The sequence below is a fragment of the Amycolatopsis sp. NPDC049252 genome (assembly GCF_043197175.1).
Classification (GTDB): domain Bacteria; phylum Actinomycetota; class Actinomycetes; order Mycobacteriales; family Pseudonocardiaceae; genus Amycolatopsis.
This window is the reverse complement of sequence record NZ_JBICSQ010000071.1, coordinates 25,401-44,853: the sequence shown is the minus strand read 5'-3', so window position 1 is coordinate 44,853 and position 19,453 is coordinate 25,401. Positions and strand designations below refer to the sequence as shown.

Below are 19,453 nucleotides of genomic sequence, written 5' to 3'. Positions count from 1 at the left end.
CCTAGATGGACGACTCGCGTACCGGGGCGGTCGGCTTGCGTGTCGGGAGGGTCGATAGGGCGGCGGCCGGGTCGGGCGGTGTGTCGTCCGGCTGGGTACGCGTGTCGTCCGGCTGGGTACGGGGGGCAGGGGTCAGGCGGAGTCTCGGACTACCAGGTCCGGGTCGAAGATCACTGACTCCGCGCGGAGTGCCGGGTTCGCCATGCGGTCCAGGACCATTCGCGCCATCGCCGCGCCCATGGCTTCGACCGGCTGGCGGATCGTCGTCAGGCGGGGGCGGCAGCTCAGGGCCACGCGGCTGTCGTCGAAGCCGATGACCGCGATGTCGTCCGGGACGCGGCGCCCCGCCTCCGCGAGCACCGACAGCGCGCCGTAGGCCATCAGATCATTGGCGACGAACACGCCGTCCAGCTCCGGCTCGGTCGCCAGCAGGCGTTCCATCGCCAGTTCGCCGCCGTGCTGGGTGAAGTCGCCCTCGGCGACCGCGACGTAGGCGTGGCCGTGGCGGGCCATCGCGTCGCGGAAACCCGCCAGCCGGTCGTGGCCCGCCGGGGTGCCGCCCGGGCCCGCGATCGTCGCGACCCGGCGGCAGCCGCGGGAGACGAGCCGGTCCGCCGCGAGCCGCGCGCCGTCCTGGTGGGCGACGTCGACGTAGCACACCGGCGCCGGGCGGGCGGGCCGCGCGAACAGCGCCGTCGGGACGCCCGCCTCGGTCAGCACCAGCGGCAACGGGTCCTGGTCCGGGGCGAGCGAGATCAGCAGCACCCCGCTGACCTGCTCCTGCCGCAGTTTCGCCACCAGCTTCGCGCGTTCCTCGTCGCTGTCGACGAGCATCAGCAGCGGGTGCCGGCCGTGCGGGCGCAGGTGCGCGACGACGCCCTCGACCACCCGGCCGAAGAACGGGTCGCCGAACACCCCGCCGGTGAACGCCTCCGCGTCGACGTGCCGCTCCGGCTCCGACACGACCAGCGCGATCCCACCGGTGTGCCGGCTGACCAGCGAGCGGGCCGCCCGGTTCGGCACGTACCCGGTGTCGGCGATGGCGCGTTCGACGGTCTCCCGCAGCTTCGGGTCGACGTTGCGCACGCTGTTGACCACGCGCGACACGGTCGCGCGTGAGACACCGGCGACCCGCGCGACGTCCTCGAGGGTCGGCGGCACCGAAGGAAACGTGGTCACCCGTTCTTTGTAGCACGCTGTGAGAGCGCTCTCCCAGTGTCTGGCGCCAACGTCGATGACAAATGTCATGAGCGCCCGGTGCGGGACGGCACTGCCCTCTCCGAGCCCGCGCGACGAACATTTCCGGGGCAAGCACTCCGATCCACACCCTGGGGAGAAACCCATGACCGTCCAGACCACCGCGCCGGCCTTCCGCCGCGTGCTCGCCCTCGTCGGCACCTACCTCGGCGTCAGCGTCCTGACGCTCGGCGTGATCGTCCTGTTCCGTGACGACCACACGATGGTGACCGACGCCGTCTGGGTGCGCGCCACGATCGTCGTCGGCAGCGCGCTCCTGACGCTCGCCTTCGCCCGCCGGGCGGCACGCGGCTCGAAGAGGGCGTTCCTGCGGCTGCGGATCGTCTCCGGCGTGATGCTGGTGGCGATCGCGGTCATCGTCGCGCTGCCAGGCGCGTTCCCGGTGTGGCTGCGGGTCGAGCAGGCGGTCTGCGGGCTGCTGCTGCTCGGCGTCGCCGTCCTGGTGAACGGCCGCGAGCTGCGGTCGCGGTTCGCGGCCCGCTGAGGCCGGGCGCGGTAGCGTGCCCGTGATGAACGATTCGACGGCACCCGCCGACGCGCAGCGGTGGGTGCGCGGCTGGCGGCGGCTGGTCCTCGACGCGGGCCTGCTCGCCTTCCCGATCGTCACCGTGCCCGGCGTGCTGGAGCACTCGAGCGGCGCGGCCGCGGTGGCCGGCTGCGTGATCGTGGCCGCCTTCGCCGTCGCCTACGTCGTGGGCGCGGTCGCGGCCGCCCGCCGCACGTGGCGGCGGTACTGGGTGTCCCTCGGCCTCTGCACGGTGCTGTTCGCCGCCGCGCTCCCCTTCGCACACGCGGAAGCCTTCTTCCTCGCCACGGTCGTCGTTTCGCTGGTCGCGCCGCGGATCGGCCGCTACGCCCTGGCGCTGGGCGCCGTCGCCGCGCTCGCCGCCGTCGTGGTGCCGTGGGCGGTGCGGCCGTGGCGCGCCGAACCGGGCTGGCCGCAGGCGATCGCCCTCTTCTTCACCGTGCTCGTGGTCTACGCCTTCGCCGAAGCCATCCACGCCAACATCGCCCTCGTCGACGCCCGCGCCGAGGTCGCACGGCTGGCGTCGGAGGCCGAACGCGCCCGGATCGCGCGGGACCTGCACGACCTGCTCGGCCACTCGCTCACCGCGATCACGGTCAAGAGCACCCTCGCCCGCCGGCTCCTCGACACCGAGACCGCACGCGCGGGTGAGGAGATGACCGCCGTCGAAACCCTGGCCCGCCAGGCGCTGACCGACGTGCGCGCCGCGGTGTCGGGCTACGCCGAAGTCACGTTGGCCGGCGAGCTCGCTCGCGGCCGCGAGCTGCTGCGCGCGTGCGGGGTCGCGGCCGAGCTGCCCACGGCCGTCGACGTCGTCGGCCCGGACCACCAGGAGCTGTTCGGCTGGGTGGTGCGGGAGGGCCTGACCAACGTGGCCCGCCACTCCCGCGCGACCCGGTGCGCCGTCACGCTTTCCGCGTCGTCGGTCGAGGTGGTCGACGACGGCCTCGGCGGCTCCGCCACCGAGGGAACCGGGCTCTCCGGGCTCCGCGAACGGGTCGCCGCCGCGGGTGGCCGCGTCGAGGCCGGGCCGGTTTCCCCGCGCGGCTGGCGGCTGCGTGTGTCCCTGACCCCGGTGGAGGTGCCGTGACCGTCCGCCTGCTGCTCGCCGACGACCAGGAGATGGTCCGCCAGGCGCTCGGCACCCTCCTGGACCTGGAGGACGACTTCGAGGTCGTTGCGTCCGTCGGGCGGGGTGACGAGATCGTCGGCGCCGCGCGCGAACACCGTCCCGACGTCGCACTGCTCGACATCGAGATGCCGGGGCTCGACGGGCTCGCCGCCGCGGCCGTGCTGGCCGCCCAGGTGCCGGACTGCCGGGTCGTCATGCTCACGACGTTCGGCCGCGCCGGGTACCTGCGCCGCGCGATGGAGGCCGGCGCGGTCGGGTTCGTGGTCAAGGACGCGCCGGCCGACGCCCTCGCCGACGCGATCCGCCGCGTGGTGAAGGGCGAGCGCGTCGTCGACCCGGCGCTCGCCGTCGCGACCCTGGCCGCGGGCGAATCACCGTTGACCGCGCGAGAACGCGACGTCCTCATCACCGCGCGGACCGGCGCGACCGTCGCCGAGATCGCGTCCCGGCTCTACCTGTCCGAAGGCACCGTGCGGAACTACGTGTCAGCCGCGATCACCAAGACGGGCGCGCGCAACCGCGTCGACGCCGTCCGGATCGCCGACGACCGCGGCTGGCTCTGATCGTGGGCCTGGATCGGCGAGCTGGACGAGCGCTGGGGCCCGGCGCGGGTGGCGCCGGCCGCCGGGCGGGCGCACGAGAACGAGGTGTGCTGCGGGCCTTCTCCACCGCGTTCGGCACCCGCGTGCACCCGCCGACCGGAACACTCTCGAAGCCGCCCTCGCGGAAAGCAGGCTGGCGTGGTGAACGCGTCCTTCGGCCCGGTCGTCACCCCGATTCCGCGCGGCGAGTCCTGCTCGTGACCGGCGCAGAGGGCTTCAGGCGTTCTCGTCGAACGGGATGCCGCCCGGCTTGGCCTTGCCGAGGTTGCCGGTGAACTGGCCGTCCTTGATGCCGAAGGTCGCGCTGCCGAAGTTCGCCGCGACGAGCTTGTCGCGGATGCCGGCCGGGTAGCCGTCCCAGCCGACCAGGGTCGGGTACTGCCAGACACCCTTGTGGTTCTCCGGCGGGTCGTCGTTGCCGTTGGCGGAGCGGAAGCAGTGCGTCGAGCCGCCGTCCTTGTGGTAGACGACCTTCGCGTGCGTGCCTTCGAACCGCATGCTGGCGCGGTCGTGCACCGCGAAGCCGCCGTGCTGCGACGTCGCCACGTACTCGACCTGGTTGTCCTTGACCCACACGACGATGTGTTCCCAGTCGTGGCGGTGGCCGGCGCTGCCGGGGCCGAGGGAGGCCTGGTCCTTCTCGAAGTAGAGCGTGTACATCACCGCGCACCAGCCGTTGTTGCACTTCTGGCGCGAGTACGAGTTGGTGTTGTCGAGGTCCCAGGAGTCGCGGCAGTGGCCGTTGGTGTCGCCGCCGAGCGACAGGCCGGGCGCGACGGTCCCGTCCGGGCCGATCGCCGGGGTCGGGTAACAGCCGTCCTTGTCGTAGTCGAAGGCGGGCTGGAACGTCTTCTCGAAGTCGCTCGCGTTGGCGGGCAGGGCGCCGGGCGGGTCGGCGAACGCGGTCGCCGGAAACGCCACCGCCAGCCCCAGCACGGCGGCGGCCACGGTGGCCAGGGTGCGGGATCGGTGCGCCATCACGTACTCCCTCGGTCGCGGTCGGCACTGTTCCGACGTCAGCGTCACCAGGTCACCCGGGGCCCGCAACGGTACCCCCGGCGATTCTGCCCGCCCGGGACCGTCGCGAGGGGACGAACGCGCACTCCTGCCCCGTCCACCGGCACGGACTACGGAAGCCGGGCTTCGGCGGCGGCCCAGTCGGCGCGGCCGGAGGGGTCGTAGCGGCGGACCTCCTGGGTTTCGCGGACCAGGGCTCGCATTGACGGCAGGTCTGGGAGGTCCTCCCCCAGGGCGCGGGCCTGGACCAGGACGTTGCCCAGCGCGGCGGCCTCGACCGGGCCGGCGAGGACCGGGACGCCGCAGGCGTCGGCCGTCAGCTGGCAGAGGAGTTCGTTGCGTGCGCCGCCGCCGACGATGTGGACCACGTCGAACGAGCGGCCGGAAACCTCGGCCGCCGTGCGGAGGGTGCGGCGGTGGGCCAGCGCCAGACTGTCCACAATGCACCGGACCACCTCGGCCGGCGTCGACGGCGGGCGCTGGCCGGTCGCGCGGCAGGCCGCCGCGATGCGGGCGGGCATGTCGCCCGGGGGCAGGAACGCCGGTGCGTCGATGTCGACCACGGCCGCCAAGGCCGGGGCCGAGGCGGCCGCCGTCAGCAGCTCCGGGAGGTCGGTGCGGGACCACGTCCGCAGGGTCTCCGACAGGACCCACAGGCCCATCACGTTGCGCAGGAAGCGAATCGTGCCGTCGACGCCGCCTTCGTTGGTGAAGTTCGCGGCCAGCGCCGCGTCGCCCAGTTCCGGCTCGGGCAGCTCCAGACCGGCGAGCGACCAGGTGCCGCAGGAGATGTAGGCGAAGTTCGTGCCCGGCTCGGCCGGGACCGCGACGACGGCCGACGCCGTGTCGTGCGAGCCGACCGCGATCACCGGCACCCCGGACAGCTCCCGCGCCGGGCCCACCACCGTGCCGGGGTCGCGCAGCGGTGGCAGCAGTCGCGGCGGAACACCCACGCGCGAGGCGAGCGAATACGCCCAGGTCCGCGCACGGACGTCGTAGAGCTGGGTGGTGGACGCGTTGGTGCGCTCGGCGCCGATCTCGCCGGTCAGCCAGTAGTTCAGCAGGTCCGGCACGAGCAGCATCGTGCGCGCCGCGGTCAGCCGGTCCTGTTCGGCGACCAGCTGGTACAGCGTGTTGAACGGCAGCTGTTGCAGCCCCGTGACGTCGTACAGCTCCCGGGCCGACACCGACGCGGCCACCTTCTCCGGCACGCCCTCGGTGCGGGAGTCGCGGTGGTGCACCGGGTTGCCGAGCAGCGCGCCGGACTCGTCGAGGAGCCCGTAGTCGACGGCCCAGGAGTCGATGCCGATGCCGTCCAACGGGCCGGCGTCGCGGATCCCGGCCAGGGTCTCCCGGTACAGCCCGAGGACGTCCCAGTACAGCACCGGCCCGGCCTGGATGCCGCCGTTGGGAAACCGCCGGACCTCCTCCAGACCGAGCTGTCCCGGGCCCGCGGTCCCGGCCATCACGCGCCCGCTGGACGCGCCGAGGTCGACGGCCGCGACCCGCGTCACGCCCGCACCACGGTCAGCTCCAGCCCGAGCAGGTCCGCGACGGCCGTCAGCTCGGCGACGCGGTGGCCGGTGCCCAGCGCCCAGTGGTGCGCGATGCCGCTGGCCGACCAGGCGTCGGTCCACTCCCCCGGGTCGCACCCGAAGTCGACGCGGGACGTCGTGTTGCCGATCCGCAGCAGCGGCCCGGGCACGACCGTGCCCTCCGACGCGACCAGCGAAAACGTCCCGTCGCGACCCTGCGCCAGCCCGCACAGCGTGACCGGCCCGTGCTTGACGTCGAACTCCACCGACACGCCCCACCCGCGCTTGCCGTGGTAGACGCCCAGGCCGCGCAGCAGCGGCTTGCGGGCGCTGATGCCGAGGTGGGCCGGGCCGTCGTGGCCCATCTCGACCACGTTGTCGTGGAAGTTCAGCGCCTGCAGCTCGGTGAACGAGCCGCCCGCGCCGAGCCGGTCCATCAGCAGCATGGCCAGCGACGTCCGCAGCTCGTACTCGCCGACCGCCGGGATGCCGCGGGCGGTGAGCAGCGACGCGCCGAGGATGAACCCGGCGCCGACGCGCTCGTGCGTCTCGCCGTCGAGACCGCGGTGGTAGTAGGCCAGCGAGTCGAGCGAGAAGTCCTCGACGAGCCGATCCAACGCCACCGAAACGCGGGCACCCCAGGCGAAGTCTTCGTCCACAACGGACTCGTCCACAGTGAACACGTCGCAGGCGAGCGCGACGCGGTCGGCCGTCTCGCTGTCGGTCACCTTCTCGACGCGCACGCGCAGGTCGTCGATCTCCAGGATCTCGACGTGCCCGCCGAGCTGGGCGGACACGAGCGTCGGGTCGGTCGAGACGTCCATCATGCCCGGGTAGAGGTGCCCGAGCAGGCCGTGGCGGCCGGTCCGGAACGCCGCCCGCACGCCGGCCGCCTTGATCCAGCGCTCGATGCGCGTCCAAGCCCGCGCGTCCTCGAGGTACCCGGACACCGAGCGGAACTCGACGCCGAGGCGGCGGAACGCGTTGGCCATCTCCGGCAGCGGGCAGGCGCCGCAGTAGGCCAGCCACGCGCCGGTGTCGAAGGACTCGTGGTCCATCGCCTCGGTGGGCTGCAGGTTCAGCAGCAGCACCGGCGCCCCCGAGCGCTGGGCGACCGGCGCCAGCATGCTGGACGTCAGGTACGTCGTGAGGAAGCCGATGATCAGGTCGCAGCCGGCGACCCGCAGCTTCTCCGCGGCCGCCACGCCCTCGGAAGCGTCCGAGACGAACCCGACGTCGACGACCTCGCAGTCCATTCCGGACAGTCGTTCGGCGACCCGCCGGGCCGACGCCTGCAGCTGCGGCAGCAGCTTCGGGAACTGCGGCCAGTACGCGCCGAGCCCGCCCGCGACGAGCCCGACGCGGGTCTTGCGCGGCGTGATGCGGTCGAGGGACATCGAAACTCCTTCAGCCGGGATCAACGCAGGAACGCCGCGGCCACCCCGGCGTCCACCGGCACGTGCAGGCCGGTGGTGTGGGTCAGGTCGCCACCCGTCAAGGCGAACACGGCGGCCGCGACGTGCTCGGGCAGCACCTCGCGCTTGAGAATGGTGCGCTGGGCGTAGAACTCGCCGAGCTTCGACTCTTCGACGCCGTAGACGGCGGCGCGCTGGGCGCCCCAGCCGCCGGCGAAGATGCCGGAGCCCTGGACGACGCCGTCCGGGTTGACACCGTTGACGCGGATGCCGTGCGCGCCCAGTTCGGCCGCCAGGAGCCGGACCTGGTGGGCCTGGTCGGCCTTGGCGGCGCCGTAGGCGACGTTGTTCGGGCCCGCGAACACGGCGTTCTTCGACGAGATGTAGACGATGTCACCGCCGCTGTCCTGGTCGATCATGGCCTTGGCGGCGGCACGCGCGACGAGGAACGAGCCCTTGGCCATGACGTCGTGCTGCAGGTCCCAGTCGCGTTCGGTGGTCTCCAGCAGCGGCTTCGAGATGGACAGCCCGGCGTTGTTGACCACCAGGTCGATCCCGCCGAAGGCCAGCACGGTCGCGTCGACCGCGGCCTGCACGGCGTCGGCGTCGGTGACGTCGGCAGTCACCGCGAGGCCGCCGATCTCCGACGCCACCTCCTCGGCGGCGGAGGTGTTCAGGTCGGCGATCGTGACGCACGCGCCCTCGGCGGCGAGCCGCAGCGCGATGGCCTTGCCGATGCCCGAACCCGCGCCGGTCACCAGCGCGATCCGCCCGGCCAGCGGCTTCGGCTTCGGCATCCGCTGCAGCTTGGCCTCTTCGAGGGCCCAGTACTCGATCCGGAACTTCTCGCTCTCGGCGATCGGCGCGTAGGTCGACACCGCTTCGGCGCCACGCATGACGTTGATCGCGTTGACGTAGAACTCGCCCGCCACGCGCGCGGTCTGCTTGTCCTTGCCGAAGGAGAACATCCCGACACCGGGCACCAGCACGATCGCCGGGTCGGCGCCGCGCATCGCGGGCGAGTCCGGGGTCGCGTGCCGCTCGTAGTAGGCGCGGTACTCGTCGCGGTACTCGGCGTGCAGCTCCTTCAGCCGCTCGATGACCTCCTCGAGCGGCGCGGAGCTGGGCAGGTCGACGACCAGCGGCCGGACCTTGGTGCGCAGGAAGTGGTCGGGGCACGACGTCCCGAGCGCGGCCAGCGGTGCGAGTTTCTCGCGCGCCAGGAACTCGAGGACGACGTCGCTGTCGGTGTAGTGCCCGACGACGCGCTGGTCGGTCGACGCGAGCCCGCGGATCACCGGCGCCAGGGCGGCGGCACGCGCTCGGCGTTCAGCGTCCGGCAGCGCCTCGAAACCAGGCACGACCGGCCCGAACGGTTCCGCTGAACCCCGTGAGGCCAGGAATTCCTCGGCCGTGCGGATGATCTCCAGCGAGTTGCGCCGGCACTCTTCCGAGGTCGCGCCCCACGCGGTGATGCCGTGGCCGCCGAGGATGACGCCGATCGCCTGCGGATTGGCGGCCTTCACGGCGGCGATGTCCAGGCCGAGCTGGAACCCGGGACGCCGCCAGTCGACCCATGCGACGCGGTCGCCGAAGCACTCCTTGGTCAGCGCGGCGCCGTCGGCCGCGGTGGCCAGCGCGATGCCGGAGTCCGGGTGCAGGTGGTCGACGTGCGGGGCTTCGACGAGCCCGTGCATCGCGGTGTCGATCGACGGCGCCGCCCCGCCGCGGCCGTGCAGGCAGTAGTCGAACGCGGCGACCATCTCGTCCTCGCGCTCGACGCCCGGGTAGACGTCGACGAGGGCACGCAGCCGGTCGAGCCGCAGCACGGCGAGCCCGGACTCCTTGAGCGTGCCGAGGTCACCGCCGGAACCCTTGACCCACAGCACCTCCGTCGGCGCGCCGGTCACCGGGTCGGTGACGTCGCCCTTGGCGGAGGTGTTGCCGCCGGCGTAGTTGGTGTTGCGCGGATCGGCTCCGAGCGCGTTGCTGCGCGCGATGAGCTGCTCCGGCAAGGACGGGACCGTCATGCTCATGCTCCCCATCCGGCCTGCGTGCCGCCGGCACGCTCGGCCACGATCTTCTCCTGGTACCCGCTGCGGTGGTAGGCCGCGACGGGGTCCGGGTCGAGGCCCGCTTCCTCGCGGAGTTCGGCCAGCAGTGGCCGGACGTCGGTGTTGTAGGCGTCCATCAGCACGGCGTTCGCGCCGAGCACGTCACCCGCCTGCTGGGCGGTGCGCAGCTCGTCGCGGTCGACGAGCAGCGCCTTGGCCGTCGCCTCCTGGACGTTGAGCACCGAGCGGATGATCGCCGGGATCTTGGCCTCGATGTTGTGGCACTGGTCGAGCATGAACGCGATGCCGTAGGACGGGTCGAGCGCGTCGCCGCGGACGATCTCGTACATGATCCGGAACAGCTGGAACGGGTCGGCCGCGCCGGCCATCAGGTCGTCGTCGGCGTAGAAGCGCGAGTTGAAGTCGAACGCGCCGAGCTTCCCGGCCCGCAGCAGGAACGCCACGATGAACTCGATGTTCGTGCCGGGCGCGTGGTGGCCGGTGTCGATGCAGACCGTCGCCTTCTCGCCCAGCTCCATGCAGTGCGCGTACGACGTGCCCCAGTCCGGGACGTCGGTGGCGTAGAAGGCGGGCTCGAAGAGCTTGTACTCCAGCAGGATCCGCTGGTCGTCGCCGAGGCGGTCGTACGTCTCCTTCAGGGCCGCGGCGAGCCGGTCCTGGCGGTCGCGGATGTCGTCCTGGCCCGGGTAGTTGATGCCGTCGGAGAACCACAGCTTCAGGTCGCGCGACCCGGTGGCGTCCATGATGGAGATCGCCTCGAGCAGGTGGTCGGTCGCCTTGCGGCGGATCCCGGCCTCCGGGTTGGTCACCGAGCCGAGCTTGTAGTCCTCGTCCTGGAAGACGTTGGTGTTGATGGCACCGATCTCGACGCCGAGGTCGCGCGCGTACGCGGTGAGGGCGCCGTAGTCGTCGACGCGGTCCCACGGGATGTGCAGCGCCACGCTCGGCGCGATGCCGGTGAACCGGTGCACGGTCGCGGCGTCGGCGATCTTCTCCTCGGCCGTGCGCGGGACGCCGGGCTGCGGGAACACCTTGAAGCGGGTGCCCGAGTTGGCGTACGCCCACGACGGCGTCTCGATGCGCTGCGCCCGCAGGGCCTGTTTCACGGCCGTCATGTCGCGCAAGACGATCACTGTCCTTCCCGGACGGAGGTGGTTTCGAGGTGGAAGACCTCGTGCAGCAGCTGGAAGCCCTCGTCGGGCGGGCCGCCGTCGAGGCCGGTGAAGAACTCCGCCATCTCCGCCTGCCAGCGGGTGTTGACCTCGGTGCGGGCCATCGCGGCCTGCGCGGCGGCGAGGTCGTCGGCTTCGACGTAACCGATCAGCAGGCCGTCCCCGCGCAGGAAGAGCGAGTAGTTGTGCCAGCCGCTGTCGCGCAGGGCCTGCCGCATCTCCGGCCACACCGCGCGGTGCCGCTCGGCGTACTCGGCCGCACGCTCGGGCTTCACCTGCAGGCAGAAGCAGTATCGGGGCATCCTCGGTCCTTTGTGGACCCCGCGGCCGGGCCGGGGCGGCGATCCGGCCCGGCCGCGGGAGTTTCTCAGAAGTTGAACTTGTCGATGTTGTTCGCGTCGAACGTCGTCGGCGGGCCGAGGACGATCTCACCACTCGCGCCGATGGTGTACTCACCGAGCTTGCCGGCCTTGAACTTCTCGCCTTCCTTGCCGGTGATCTGGCCCGAGGAAAGCGCGACGCCGGCGTACGCGGCGAGGTAGCCGATGTCGGCCGGGTTCCACAGCGCGAACTGCTTCACGGTGCCGTCCTTGACGAAGGCGCGCATCTGGTTCGGCGTGCCCAGGCCGGTCACCGCGACCTTGCCCTTGTAGCTCGACGAGCTGACGTAGCGCGCGGCGGCCGCGATGCCCACGGTGGTCGGCGAAACGATCACCTTGAGGTTCGGGAACGACTGCAGCAGACCCTGGGCCTCCTGGAACGACTTCTGGTCGTCGTCGTTGCCGTAGGCGACCTTGTCCAGCTTGAGGTTCGCGTACTCCGGCTTGCCCAGCTCCTTCTTGAGGACGTCGATCCAGGCGTTCTGGTTGGTGGCGTTGGGCGTCGCGGACAGGACCGCGATCTCGCCGGAGCCGCCGGAGAGGTCCTTGGCCTGCTTGGCCAGCGCCTCGCCGATGCCCTGGGTGGTGGCCTGGTTGATGAAGACGTCGCGGCAGTCCTTGGCGGCGTCGGAGTCGAACGCGACGACCTTGATGCCGGCGCTGCGGGCCTGGTTGAGCGACGGGCACACCGCGTTCGGGTCGTTCGCGGCGATGCCGATCACGTTCTGCTGCTGTTGGATCAGCGTGTTGATGTAGCTGACCTGCGAGGACGCGCTCGCGTCGTTGGGCCCGACCAGCTTGTACTCGCCCTTCAGCTCGTCGAGCGCGGCCTTGCCGCCGCTGACCTCGATGTCGCTGTAGGGGTTGTTCAGCTGCTTCGGGAGGAACGCCATCTTGACGCCCTCCTTGGCCGCGGCGTTGGGGTTCGCCGCCGCCGTGGACTGCTGCGCACCGGAGCCGGTGCTGTCGTTCTTCGTCGTGCCGCTGCAGGCGGCCAGGACGAGCACCAGCCCGGCCGACACTGCGCCGGTGATGAACCGTCGGGACATCTTCGTCACCTTTCTGGGGAAACCGCGCCGGTAGCTGTGGCCCGGTTCCGGCGCCGGAGCGCCGTTCGGGCCGAGGACACGATGTTGGGGAGCAGGACCGACACGATGAGGAGCACGCCGGTCACGATGTTGAGGGCTTCGTTCGACACGTCCTGCAGGCGCAGCGCGTTCTGCAGGGACGCCAGCAGGACCACCCCGGCGAGCACACCGGGCAGGGTGCCCTTGCCGCCGAAGATGGACACGCCGCCGAGGAGCACGGCGGCCACGACGGCCAGTTCGAGGCCGAAGCCGTTGTCGGCGCGGGCACTGGAGTAGCGCAGCGTCCACAGCACGCCCGCGACCCCGGCGACCGCGCCGCTCACGACGTAGAGCCAGAACTTGAGGCGCCCGGTGCGGATCCCGGCGAACCGCGCGGCCTGTTCGCCGGCACCGGCCGCGAAGACGCTGCGGCCGATCGGCGTCGCGTGCAGCACCAGGCCGAACAGCGCCGCCACCACGATCAGCGGGATCAGGACGTTCGGGAGCGGGCCGTCGCCGATGGTCCCGGTGACCCAGCTCGTGTAGTCCCGCGGGAAGTCGGCGACCGCGCCGTCGCCGAGGACGACGAACGCCAGGCCGCGGTACAGCGCGAGCGTGCCGATCGTGACGGCGAGGGCGGGCAGTTTCAGCACGGTGACGAAGAAGCCGTTCACCGCGCCGAGGACGGCCCCGAGCACGATGCACAGCGGGATGATCATCTCGATCGAGAGGCCCGCGTCCCACAGCGAGCCCATCACCGCGGACGTCAGCCCGAGCGTGCTCGCCACCGAGAGGTCGATCTCGCCGGTGACGATGATGAACGTCATCGGCAGCGCGATCAGCGCGATCGGCAGCAGGTCGAGCAGCAGGAAGGTGAAGTTGCGGCTGGTGCCGAAGTTCTCGACGGCGCCGGAGGCCACCAGCACCACGACGACCGTCACGAGCACGACCGCGGCGTCCCAGCTGAGCAGCCTGCCGAACCGGTTCCCGGTGTCAGACATGGGAATCCCTCTTCTTCAGTGCTTTGGCGACCCGGACGGCGACCAGCCGGTCGGCCCCGATCGCGAGCAGGATCAGCGCCCCGACGATCGCCTGCTGCCAGAACTGGTTGATGTCGAGCACGGCCAGGGCGCTGCCGATGACCGTGAGCAGGAGCGCGCCGAGGCCGGCACCCCAGACCGAGCCGCTGCCGCCGAACACCGCGACGCCACCGACCACGGCCGCGGCGACGACGTTCAGCTCGTAACCGGTGCCGGCCGCCGCGTCGACGGTGCCGAACCGCGCCGCGAACAGGACGCCGGCCAGGCCGGCGAGCGCGCCGCTGACCAGGAACGCGGCGCTGGTGTTGCGGCCGACCTTGATGCCCGCCAGCTTCGCGGCCTGCGGGCTGGAGCCCATCGCGTAGAGCTCCCGGCCGGCGCGGTAGCTGCGCAGCACGATCCCGGCGATCACCAGCACGACCACCGCGATCAGCACCAGCCACGGGATGCCGAGGATCGACGCCGTGCCGAAGTCCAGGAAGGACGACGGCAGCTTGTCGGCGTTGATCTGCTGGCCGCCGGCCCAGAAGAAGCTGACCCCGCGGAAGGCGTACAGCGTGCCCAAAGTGACGACCAGCGCCGGCACCTGCCCGAACCGGACGAGCACGCCGTTGAGCAGGCCGCAGACCGCGCCGACGGCGATCCCGGCGAGCACCGCCACGATCACCGGCAGGCCGGGGTTGTCGCGCATCAGCGAGCCGACGGCGAACGCCGACAACCCGAGCACGGACCCGACCGACAGGTCGATGTTGCGGGTGATGATCACGACCGCCTGCCCGACGGCCAGCACCGCGAGGATCGCCGTGCCGAGCAGGATGTCGCGGATGCTCTGCCCGGACAGGAACCGGGAGTTCTGCGTCGCGGTGAACGCGACCAGCACGATCAGCGCCAGCACGATCCCGGACTCGCGGGCCTTGAAGACGTTCGCCGCCCACGACTGCCGGTCTCCGGTCACGGGTTCCCGGGGCGGGGCGGCCACCTTGGTCGCGTTCACGCGGCGGCCCCCTGTCCCATCGCGGCGAACATGACCGAGTCTTCGGTGGCTTCGGCGCGCGGGAGCTCGGCCACGATCCGGCCCTCCCGCATCACCAGCACGCGGTCGGCCATGCCCAGTACCTCCGGCAGTTCGGACGACACCATGACGACGGCGACGCCTTCGGCCGCGAGCGACGACATCAGCCGGTGCACCTCGGCCTTCGTGCCGACGTCGATGCCGCGGGTCGGTTCGTCCACGATCAGCACCTTCGGCGCCATCGCGAGCCACTTGGCCAGCACGACCTTCTGCTGGTTGCCGCCGGAGAGCGTGCCGACGGGATCGCCGAGGCGGCGGTACTTGGTGCGCAGCCGCTCGGTCCAGTGCCGCGCCTCCTGCCGTTCGCTCCCGCCGGAGAGGAACCCGAGCTTCGCGAGCGCGCCGGAGCGCGGCAGCGTCACGTTGCGCTCGATCGACAGGTCCATGATCAGGCCCTGCTGCCGCCGGTCCTCGGGGACCAGCGCCATCCCGGCGTTCATCGCGGCCCGCGACGAGTGCGCCTTGAGCTTCTTCCCGTTCACCCGCACGACTCCGGCGTCGCGTTCGTCCACTCCGAACACGGCCTGGACGACCTCGGAGCGGCCGGACCCGACGAGCCCGGCGAACGCGACGATCTCCCCCGCGCGCACCGAGAACGAGATGTCGCGGAAGACGCCTTCGCGGGCCAGGCCTTCGACTTCGAGGACCACAGCGCCGGGTTCGACGTCCTGCTTGGGGAACAGCGCGTCGAGGTCACGCCCGACCATGCGGTGGACCATTTCGTCGACCGTGACGTCGGCGACCAGGTCCGTGGAGACGTGCTTGCCGTCGCGCATGATCGTGACGCGCTGGCAGAGCTCGGTGATCTCCTCGAAGCGGTGGGAGATGAACATGATCGCCGCGCCCTCTTCCCGCAGCGTCCGCGCGACCGTGAACAGCCGCTCGACCTCGACGCGGCTCAGCGCGGCGGTCGGCTCGTCCATGATCAGCACGCGGGCGTCGGCGCTGAGGGCCTTGGCGATCTCGACGATCTGCTGGTCGGCGATCGACAGCCCGCGCGCCGGGCGGGCCGGGTCGATCCGCACGCCGAGCCGGGTGAACAGCCGGTCGGCTTCGGCGCGGATCGCGGCCCGGTCGATGCGGCCGAGGCTCTTGCGCGGGTGGCGGCCCATGACGATGTTCTCCGCGACCGAAAGGTCGGGGAACAGCGTGGGTTCCTGGTAGATCACGGCGATGCCGGCGGCCTTCGCGTCGGCGGGCGAGCCGAACGAGACCGGTTCCCCCTCCATCAGCAGCGTGCCGTCGTCGGGCTTGTGCACCCCGGCGAGCATCTTGACGATCGTCGACTTGCCGGCGCCGTTCTCCCCGACCAGGGCGTGGGCCTCCCCGGCGTACAGGGGGAAGGACACCCCGGCGACCGCCGCGACGGCGCCGAACGACTTCGTCACGCCGCGCACCTCCAGCAGAGGGGCCCGGCCCGGGTCCTGCCGCGTCATCGCGACCTCCGGTTCAAGGATTGAAAGGTTTCACGAACCTGGCGCGGTGACGCTACTATGCAGCCGAAGACCAAGTCAATGCATCGGCCGAACCGTGGCCAAACGGCTTCAAGAGCGGATAGTTCGTGGCGATGTTACGTTTCAACCTGCGGGGGATGAGGGGGTCCGATGACGGTCCAGCAGTCCGGCGCCGAGCCGAGAGCGGCGGGCATGAAGGACGTCGCCGCGGCCGCCGGCGTCTCCCTCGGCACGGTGTCCAACGTGCTCAACCGCCCCGACCGCGTCAGCCCCGCCACGCGCGCCAAGGTCGAGGCCGCGATGGCCGAACTCCGGTTCGTGCGCAACGAATCCGCGCGGCAGCTGCGCGCCGGGCGCAGCCGGGTGCTGGCCTACGTGATGCTCGACGGCAGCAATCCCTTCTTCACCGACGTCGCGGCCGGGATGGAGGACGCGGCCGACGAGGGTGACCTCTCGCTGTTCCTCTGCAACAGCGCGCACCAGCCGTCGCGGGAGGAGGCCTACCTCGGCCGCCTGGAACAGCAGCGGGTGCAGGGCATCCTCATCACGCCCGTCGACCCGGACGCGCCGCTGCTGCGGGAGATCGCCCGGCGCGGGACGCCGGTGGTCGTCGTGGACCGCACGCCGGACGGCACCGAGCACTGTTCCGTCGCGGTGGACGACGTCTACGGCGGCGAGATCGCCGTGCGGCACCTGATCGAGCAGGGCCACGACCGGATCGCCTTCATCGGCAACCACACGACGGTCGGCCAGGTGCGCGACCGGCGCCAAGGCGCGCTGCGCGCCCTGCAGGCCGCCGGACTGGGCCCGGACCACCTCGTCGATCTCACGACGACGGCGCTGACCGTCGCCGACGGCCGGGGCGCTGGAGAACGGCTGGCCGGCCTGCCCGCGGCGATCCGCCCGACCGCCGCGTTCTGCGCCAACGACCTGGTGGCGCTGGGCCTGCTGCAGACGTGCGCCACCCTGCGCATGCGCGTCCCGGAGGACCTGGCGATCGTCGGCTACGACGACATCGAGTTCGCCGCGGCGGCCGCGGTGCCACTGACCTCGGTCCGCCAGCCCCGGCGCCGCCTCGGCCGCACGGCCGCGGAGCTGCTGCTGGCCGAAACGACCGAAACCTCCCACGAACACCGGCAGGTCGTGTTCACCCCGGAACTGGTGGTCCGTACCTCGACGCTCCGCTGACCAGGCCCGCGTAATGCCGTGTTGATCAGGTGCGATGCCTCAACGGGTCCGTTAGGGACACACTGGAGCCATCGAGCCACGGGTGCTCGCCCGAGCACGGAGGTCGGCATGGCGGACGGACGGCGGCTTTCCCGCCGCGGGTTCCTCGCCGCGAGCGGTGCCGGGCTGGCCGCCGCCGTCGTCGGGACCACCGTCGCCGGGTCGGCCGGAATGGGCGAACCGGATCCGGCGGCCGTGCGGCTGGGCGATTTCTGGCTTTTCGGGCGGTACGAGGACGGCTGCGCGGACGCCGACTTCGACGAAGAAGACCTCTCGCCGGTGCAGCTCCCCCACTGCGTGACGCCGCTGTCGTGGACGGGCTGGCAGCCGTCGTCGTGGCAGGACCGGTGGATCTACCGCAAGCACTTCACGGTGTCCCCGGCGATGGCGTCGGAGCGCGTCCGGGCGCGGTTCGACGGCGTCATGACCAACGCGGCCGTGTACCTCAACGGCACGCTCGTCGCCTCCCACAACGGCGGTTACCTGCCGTTCGAGGTGGAGCTGCCGCAGGTGACGGCGGGCGACAACATCCTCGCCGTGGTGGTGGACGGGCGCTGGCAGCTCGACGTCCCGCCCAACCTGCCGCGGACGGACGGCCCGTCGGTGATCGACTTCTACCAGCCGGCCGGGATCTACCGCCCGGCCACGATCGGAACGGTGCCGCACACGCGGCTCACCGACGTCTTCGCGTGTCCTGCCGACGTCCTCTCCCCCGCGCGCTCGCTGCGCCTGACCTGCGAACTGGACACGACCACCGCGATCGCCGAGCCGCTGCAGGTCACGGCGTCGGTGAGCCAGGCGGGCCGGGAGCTGACCCAGGGCGCCGCGACCGTCGGGCCGATGCCGGTCGGGACGAAGACCGTCACGTTCGACGTGGGCGGGCTCGGCGCGGTCCGGCTCTGGGACGTCGAGGACCCGGCGCTGTGCGACGTCACCGTGAGCGTGCGCTCCGGGCCGCGGCGGCTCGACCAGCGGGTGGTGCGCGTCGGGTTCCGCGAAGCGCGGTTCACGGCGGACGGCTTCTTCCTCAACGGCCGCCGGCTCAAGCTGTTCGGGCTCAACCGCCACCAGTGGTACCCGTTCGCCGGCGGCGCGATGCCCGACCGCGTCCAGCGGCGGGACGCGGAGATCCTGCGCCGCGAGCTGAACTGCACGATGGTCCGCTGCTCGCACTACCCGCAGTCGAGCGCGTTCCTCGACGCCTGCGACGAGCTGGGGCTGCTGGTGTGGGAGGAGATCCCCGGCTGGGGCCGCGTCGGGGACGCCGCCTGGCAGCAGCAGAACCTGCGTGACGTGTCGTCGATGGTCGTGCGGGACCGCAACCACCCGAGCATCGTGGTGTGGGGCACGCGGGTCAACGAGGCCACCGGCACCACCGAGATGTACCTCAAGACCGGCAAGCTCGCGAAGCAGCTCGACCCGTCGCGCCCGACCAGCGGGGCGCTGGCCAGCACCACCGGCGCCCGGCTGGCCCTGCCGCCGGGTACCGACGAGCAGGTGCTCGCCTACAACGACTACACCGCGCGCCGCGGGGCGCCGTTCCAGCTGAAGGCGCCTCGGCCGGGCGTGCCGTACCTGGTGACGGAGTCGATCGGCACCCTCGCCGGCGCCCGCGCGTACCGCCGGACCGACCCGCACGCCACGCAGCAGCAGCAGGCCGAGCTGCACGCGAAGGCCCACGACCTCGCCGCGGCCGACGACCGCTACAGCGGGCTGCTCGCCTGGTGCGCGTTCGACTACCCGTCGGGCTGGCAACGCTCGATGGGCGGCTCGAAGTTCGCCGGGGTGTCCGACATCTTCCGGATCCCGAAGCCGGCGGCGGCGTTCTACGCCTCGCAGGGCGATCCGCGGGTGCGCGCGGTCGTGGAGGCCGGGTTCGCGTGGGACTTCGGCGCCGGTTTCCCGGGCCCGGGCGCCACGATCTGGTCGAACTGCGACCGTCTGGAGGTGTTCCTGGCCGAGCGGCACGTGGGCACGGCCCGCAGCCGCCGGGCGGACTTCCCGCACCTGCGATACCCGCCGTTCGCCGTCGACCTCCCGCCGACTCGGGCCGAACTGCGCGTCGACGGGTACGTCGGCGACCGCTTGGCGGTGACCCGGCGCTACAGCGGCGACCGGGCCCGTGACGTGCTGAGCTGCGTCCCGGACGACCCGGACCTGCGGTCCGACGGCGCCGACGCGACCCGCGTGGTCGTGTCGGCGATCGACCGCTACGGCACGCTGCGCGCGTCGGCGTCCGGGACGGTGTCGCTCACCCTGACCGGCCCGGGTGCCTTGGTCGGCGACACGACGCTGGACCTCGCGGCGACCGGCGGCGCGGCGGCGGTGTGGCTGCGCCCGTTCGCGGGCCCACCGGGCACCCTGACCCTGACGGCCCGCCACGACTCCCTCGGCGTCGCCACGGCCACGGTGACCACCCACGCCCCCGGCGCGGCCCCCACGTCCGCAACCCGCCCGTGACCGCTCACCGGATGTCCGTGAA

Annotated in this window: 16 protein-coding genes; 5 read left to right on the top strand and 11 right to left on the bottom strand. The window is 72.1% G+C overall.

Going from position 1 to position 19,453, the window contains the following annotated elements; genetic code table 11:
• Positions 1-132: 132 nt before the first annotated feature.
• Positions 133-1,179, bottom strand: a complete 1,047-nt coding sequence (locus ACGFMK_RS39445; protein ID WP_392774342.1) for a LacI family DNA-binding transcriptional regulator — start codon at positions 1,177-1,179, stop codon at positions 133-135.
• A gap of 163 nt (positions 1,180-1,342) precedes the next feature.
• On the opposite strand from ACGFMK_RS39445, the gene ACGFMK_RS39440 reads away from it, so the two are divergent.
• Genes ACGFMK_RS39440 through ACGFMK_RS39430 form a run of 3 tightly spaced genes read left to right on the top strand, consistent with a single transcriptional unit; the run spans position 1,343 to position 3,478 of the window.
• Positions 1,343-1,741 carry a hypothetical protein gene (locus ACGFMK_RS39440; protein ID WP_392774341.1) on the top strand — a complete coding sequence of 133 codons (399 nt, stop codon included), beginning with the start codon at positions 1,343-1,345 and terminating at the stop codon, positions 1,739-1,741.
• A 25-nt stretch (positions 1,742-1,766) separates the two neighbouring features.
• Positions 1,767-2,873, top strand: a complete 1,107-nt coding sequence (locus ACGFMK_RS39435) for a sensor histidine kinase (RefSeq protein ID WP_392774339.1) — start codon at positions 1,767-1,769, stop codon at positions 2,871-2,873.
• Complete coding sequence (locus tag ACGFMK_RS39430; RefSeq protein ID WP_392774337.1) at positions 2,870-3,478, top strand: response regulator; 609 nt, start codon at positions 2,870-2,872, stop codon at positions 3,476-3,478. The genes ACGFMK_RS39435 and ACGFMK_RS39430 overlap by 4 nt, the downstream gene beginning before the upstream one ends.
• Before the next feature lie 255 nt (positions 3,479-3,733).
• Here ACGFMK_RS39430 and ACGFMK_RS39425 read toward each other — a convergent pair whose 3' ends face one another.
• From ACGFMK_RS39425 to ACGFMK_RS39380, 10 genes are all read right to left on the bottom strand, one after another.
• Positions 3,734-4,495, bottom strand: a complete 762-nt coding sequence (locus ACGFMK_RS39425) for an NPP1 family protein (RefSeq protein WP_392774335.1) — start codon at positions 4,493-4,495, stop codon at positions 3,734-3,736.
• 149 nt (positions 4,496-4,644) lie between these two features.
• Entirely contained in the window at positions 4,645-6,000 is a 1,356-nt protein-coding gene (locus ACGFMK_RS39420) for a rhamnulokinase family protein (RefSeq protein WP_392774350.1), read from the bottom strand.
• Positions 6,001-6,044: 44 nt separating this feature from the next.
• Complete coding sequence (locus ACGFMK_RS39415; protein ID WP_392774333.1) at positions 6,045-7,466, bottom strand: arabinose isomerase; 1,422 nt, start codon at positions 7,464-7,466, stop codon at positions 6,045-6,047.
• Positions 7,467-7,486: 20 nt separating this feature from the next.
• Positions 7,487-9,520: a bifunctional aldolase/short-chain dehydrogenase gene (locus ACGFMK_RS39410; protein ID WP_392774331.1), complete on the bottom strand. Its 2,034-nt coding sequence runs from the start codon at positions 9,518-9,520 to the stop codon at positions 7,487-7,489.
• Entirely contained in the window at positions 9,517-10,674 is a 1,158-nt protein-coding gene (gene rhaI / locus ACGFMK_RS39405) for an L-rhamnose isomerase (RefSeq protein WP_392774348.1), read from the bottom strand. Before rhaI ends, ACGFMK_RS39410 begins: the two co-directional genes overlap by 4 nt.
• Before the next feature lie 14 nt (positions 10,675-10,688).
• Positions 10,689-11,033: an L-rhamnose mutarotase gene (locus ACGFMK_RS39400; protein WP_392774329.1), complete on the bottom strand. Its 345-nt coding sequence runs from the start codon at positions 11,031-11,033 to the stop codon at positions 10,689-10,691.
• A gap of 65 nt (positions 11,034-11,098) precedes the next feature.
• Positions 11,099-12,160, bottom strand: a complete 1,062-nt coding sequence (gene rhaS, locus ACGFMK_RS39395; RefSeq protein WP_392774327.1) for a rhamnose ABC transporter substrate-binding protein — start codon at positions 12,158-12,160, stop codon at positions 11,099-11,101.
• A gap of 5 nt (positions 12,161-12,165) precedes the next feature.
• Positions 12,166-13,179, bottom strand: a complete 1,014-nt coding sequence (locus ACGFMK_RS39390; RefSeq protein ID WP_392774325.1) for an ABC transporter permease — start codon at positions 13,177-13,179, stop codon at positions 12,166-12,168.
• A complete protein-coding gene (locus ACGFMK_RS39385; protein ID WP_392774323.1) occupies positions 13,172-14,212 on the bottom strand; it encodes an ABC transporter permease in 1,041 nt (346 codons plus the stop codon). Before ACGFMK_RS39385 ends, ACGFMK_RS39390 begins: the two co-directional genes overlap by 8 nt.
• Positions 14,209-15,726: a sugar ABC transporter ATP-binding protein gene (locus tag ACGFMK_RS39380; RefSeq protein WP_392774321.1), complete on the bottom strand. Its 1,518-nt coding sequence runs from the start codon at positions 15,724-15,726 to the stop codon at positions 14,209-14,211. Before ACGFMK_RS39380 ends, ACGFMK_RS39385 begins: the two co-directional genes overlap by 4 nt.
• A 168-nt stretch (positions 15,727-15,894) precedes the next feature.
• Here ACGFMK_RS39380 and ACGFMK_RS39375 point away from each other — a divergent pair, with 168 nt between their 5' ends.
• Together ACGFMK_RS39375 and ACGFMK_RS39370 are read left to right on the top strand one after the other, a co-directional pair.
• Entirely contained in the window at positions 15,895-16,932 is a 1,038-nt protein-coding gene (locus tag ACGFMK_RS39375; RefSeq protein WP_323336668.1) for a LacI family DNA-binding transcriptional regulator, read from the top strand.
• 108 nt (positions 16,933-17,040) lie between these two features.
• Complete coding sequence (locus ACGFMK_RS39370; RefSeq protein ID WP_392774319.1) at positions 17,041-19,431, top strand: glycoside hydrolase family 2 protein; 2,391 nt, start codon at positions 17,041-17,043, stop codon at positions 19,429-19,431.
• Positions 19,432-19,453 lie beyond the last annotated feature (22 nt).

Excerpts from the sequence above, each read along its gene's own strand:
- ACGFMK_RS39440 (WP_392774341.1), top strand. The coding sequence starts at position 1,343 with ATGACCGTCCAGACCACCGCGCCGGCCTTCCGCCGCGTGCTCGCCCTC.
- ACGFMK_RS39435 (WP_392774339.1), top strand. The coding sequence starts at position 1,767 with ATGAACGATTCGACGGCACCCGCCGACGCGCAGCGGTGGGTGCGCGGC.
- ACGFMK_RS39425 (WP_392774335.1), bottom strand. The coding sequence starts at position 4,495 with ATGGCGCACCGATCCCGCACCCTGGCCACCGTGGCCGCCGCCGTGCTG.
- ACGFMK_RS39420 (WP_392774350.1), bottom strand. The coding sequence starts at position 6,000 with ATGGCCGGGACCGCGGGCCCGGGACAGCTCGGTCTGGAGGAGGTCCGG.
- ACGFMK_RS39415 (WP_392774333.1), bottom strand. The coding sequence starts at position 7,466 with ATGTCCCTCGACCGCATCACGCCGCGCAAGACCCGCGTCGGGCTCGTC.
- ACGFMK_RS39410 (WP_392774331.1), bottom strand. The coding sequence starts at position 9,520 with ATGAGCATGACGGTCCCGTCCTTGCCGGAGCAGCTCATCGCGCGCAGC.
- rhaI (WP_392774348.1), bottom strand. The coding sequence starts at position 10,674 with ATGACGGCCGTGAAACAGGCCCTGCGGGCGCAGCGCATCGAGACGCCG.
- ACGFMK_RS39400 (WP_392774329.1), bottom strand. The coding sequence starts at position 11,033 with ATGCCCCGATACTGCTTCTGCCTGCAGGTGAAGCCCGAGCGTGCGGCC.
- rhaS (WP_392774327.1), bottom strand. The coding sequence starts at position 12,160 with ATGTCCCGACGGTTCATCACCGGCGCAGTGTCGGCCGGGCTGGTGCTC.
- ACGFMK_RS39390 (WP_392774325.1), bottom strand. The coding sequence starts at position 13,179 with ATGTCTGACACCGGGAACCGGTTCGGCAGGCTGCTCAGCTGGGACGCC.
- ACGFMK_RS39380 (WP_392774321.1), bottom strand. The coding sequence starts at position 15,726 with ATGACGCGGCAGGACCCGGGCCGGGCCCCTCTGCTGGAGGTGCGCGGC.
- ACGFMK_RS39375 (WP_323336668.1), top strand. The coding sequence starts at position 15,895 with ATGACGGTCCAGCAGTCCGGCGCCGAGCCGAGAGCGGCGGGCATGAAG.
- ACGFMK_RS39370 (WP_392774319.1), top strand. The coding sequence starts at position 17,041 with ATGGCGGACGGACGGCGGCTTTCCCGCCGCGGGTTCCTCGCCGCGAGC.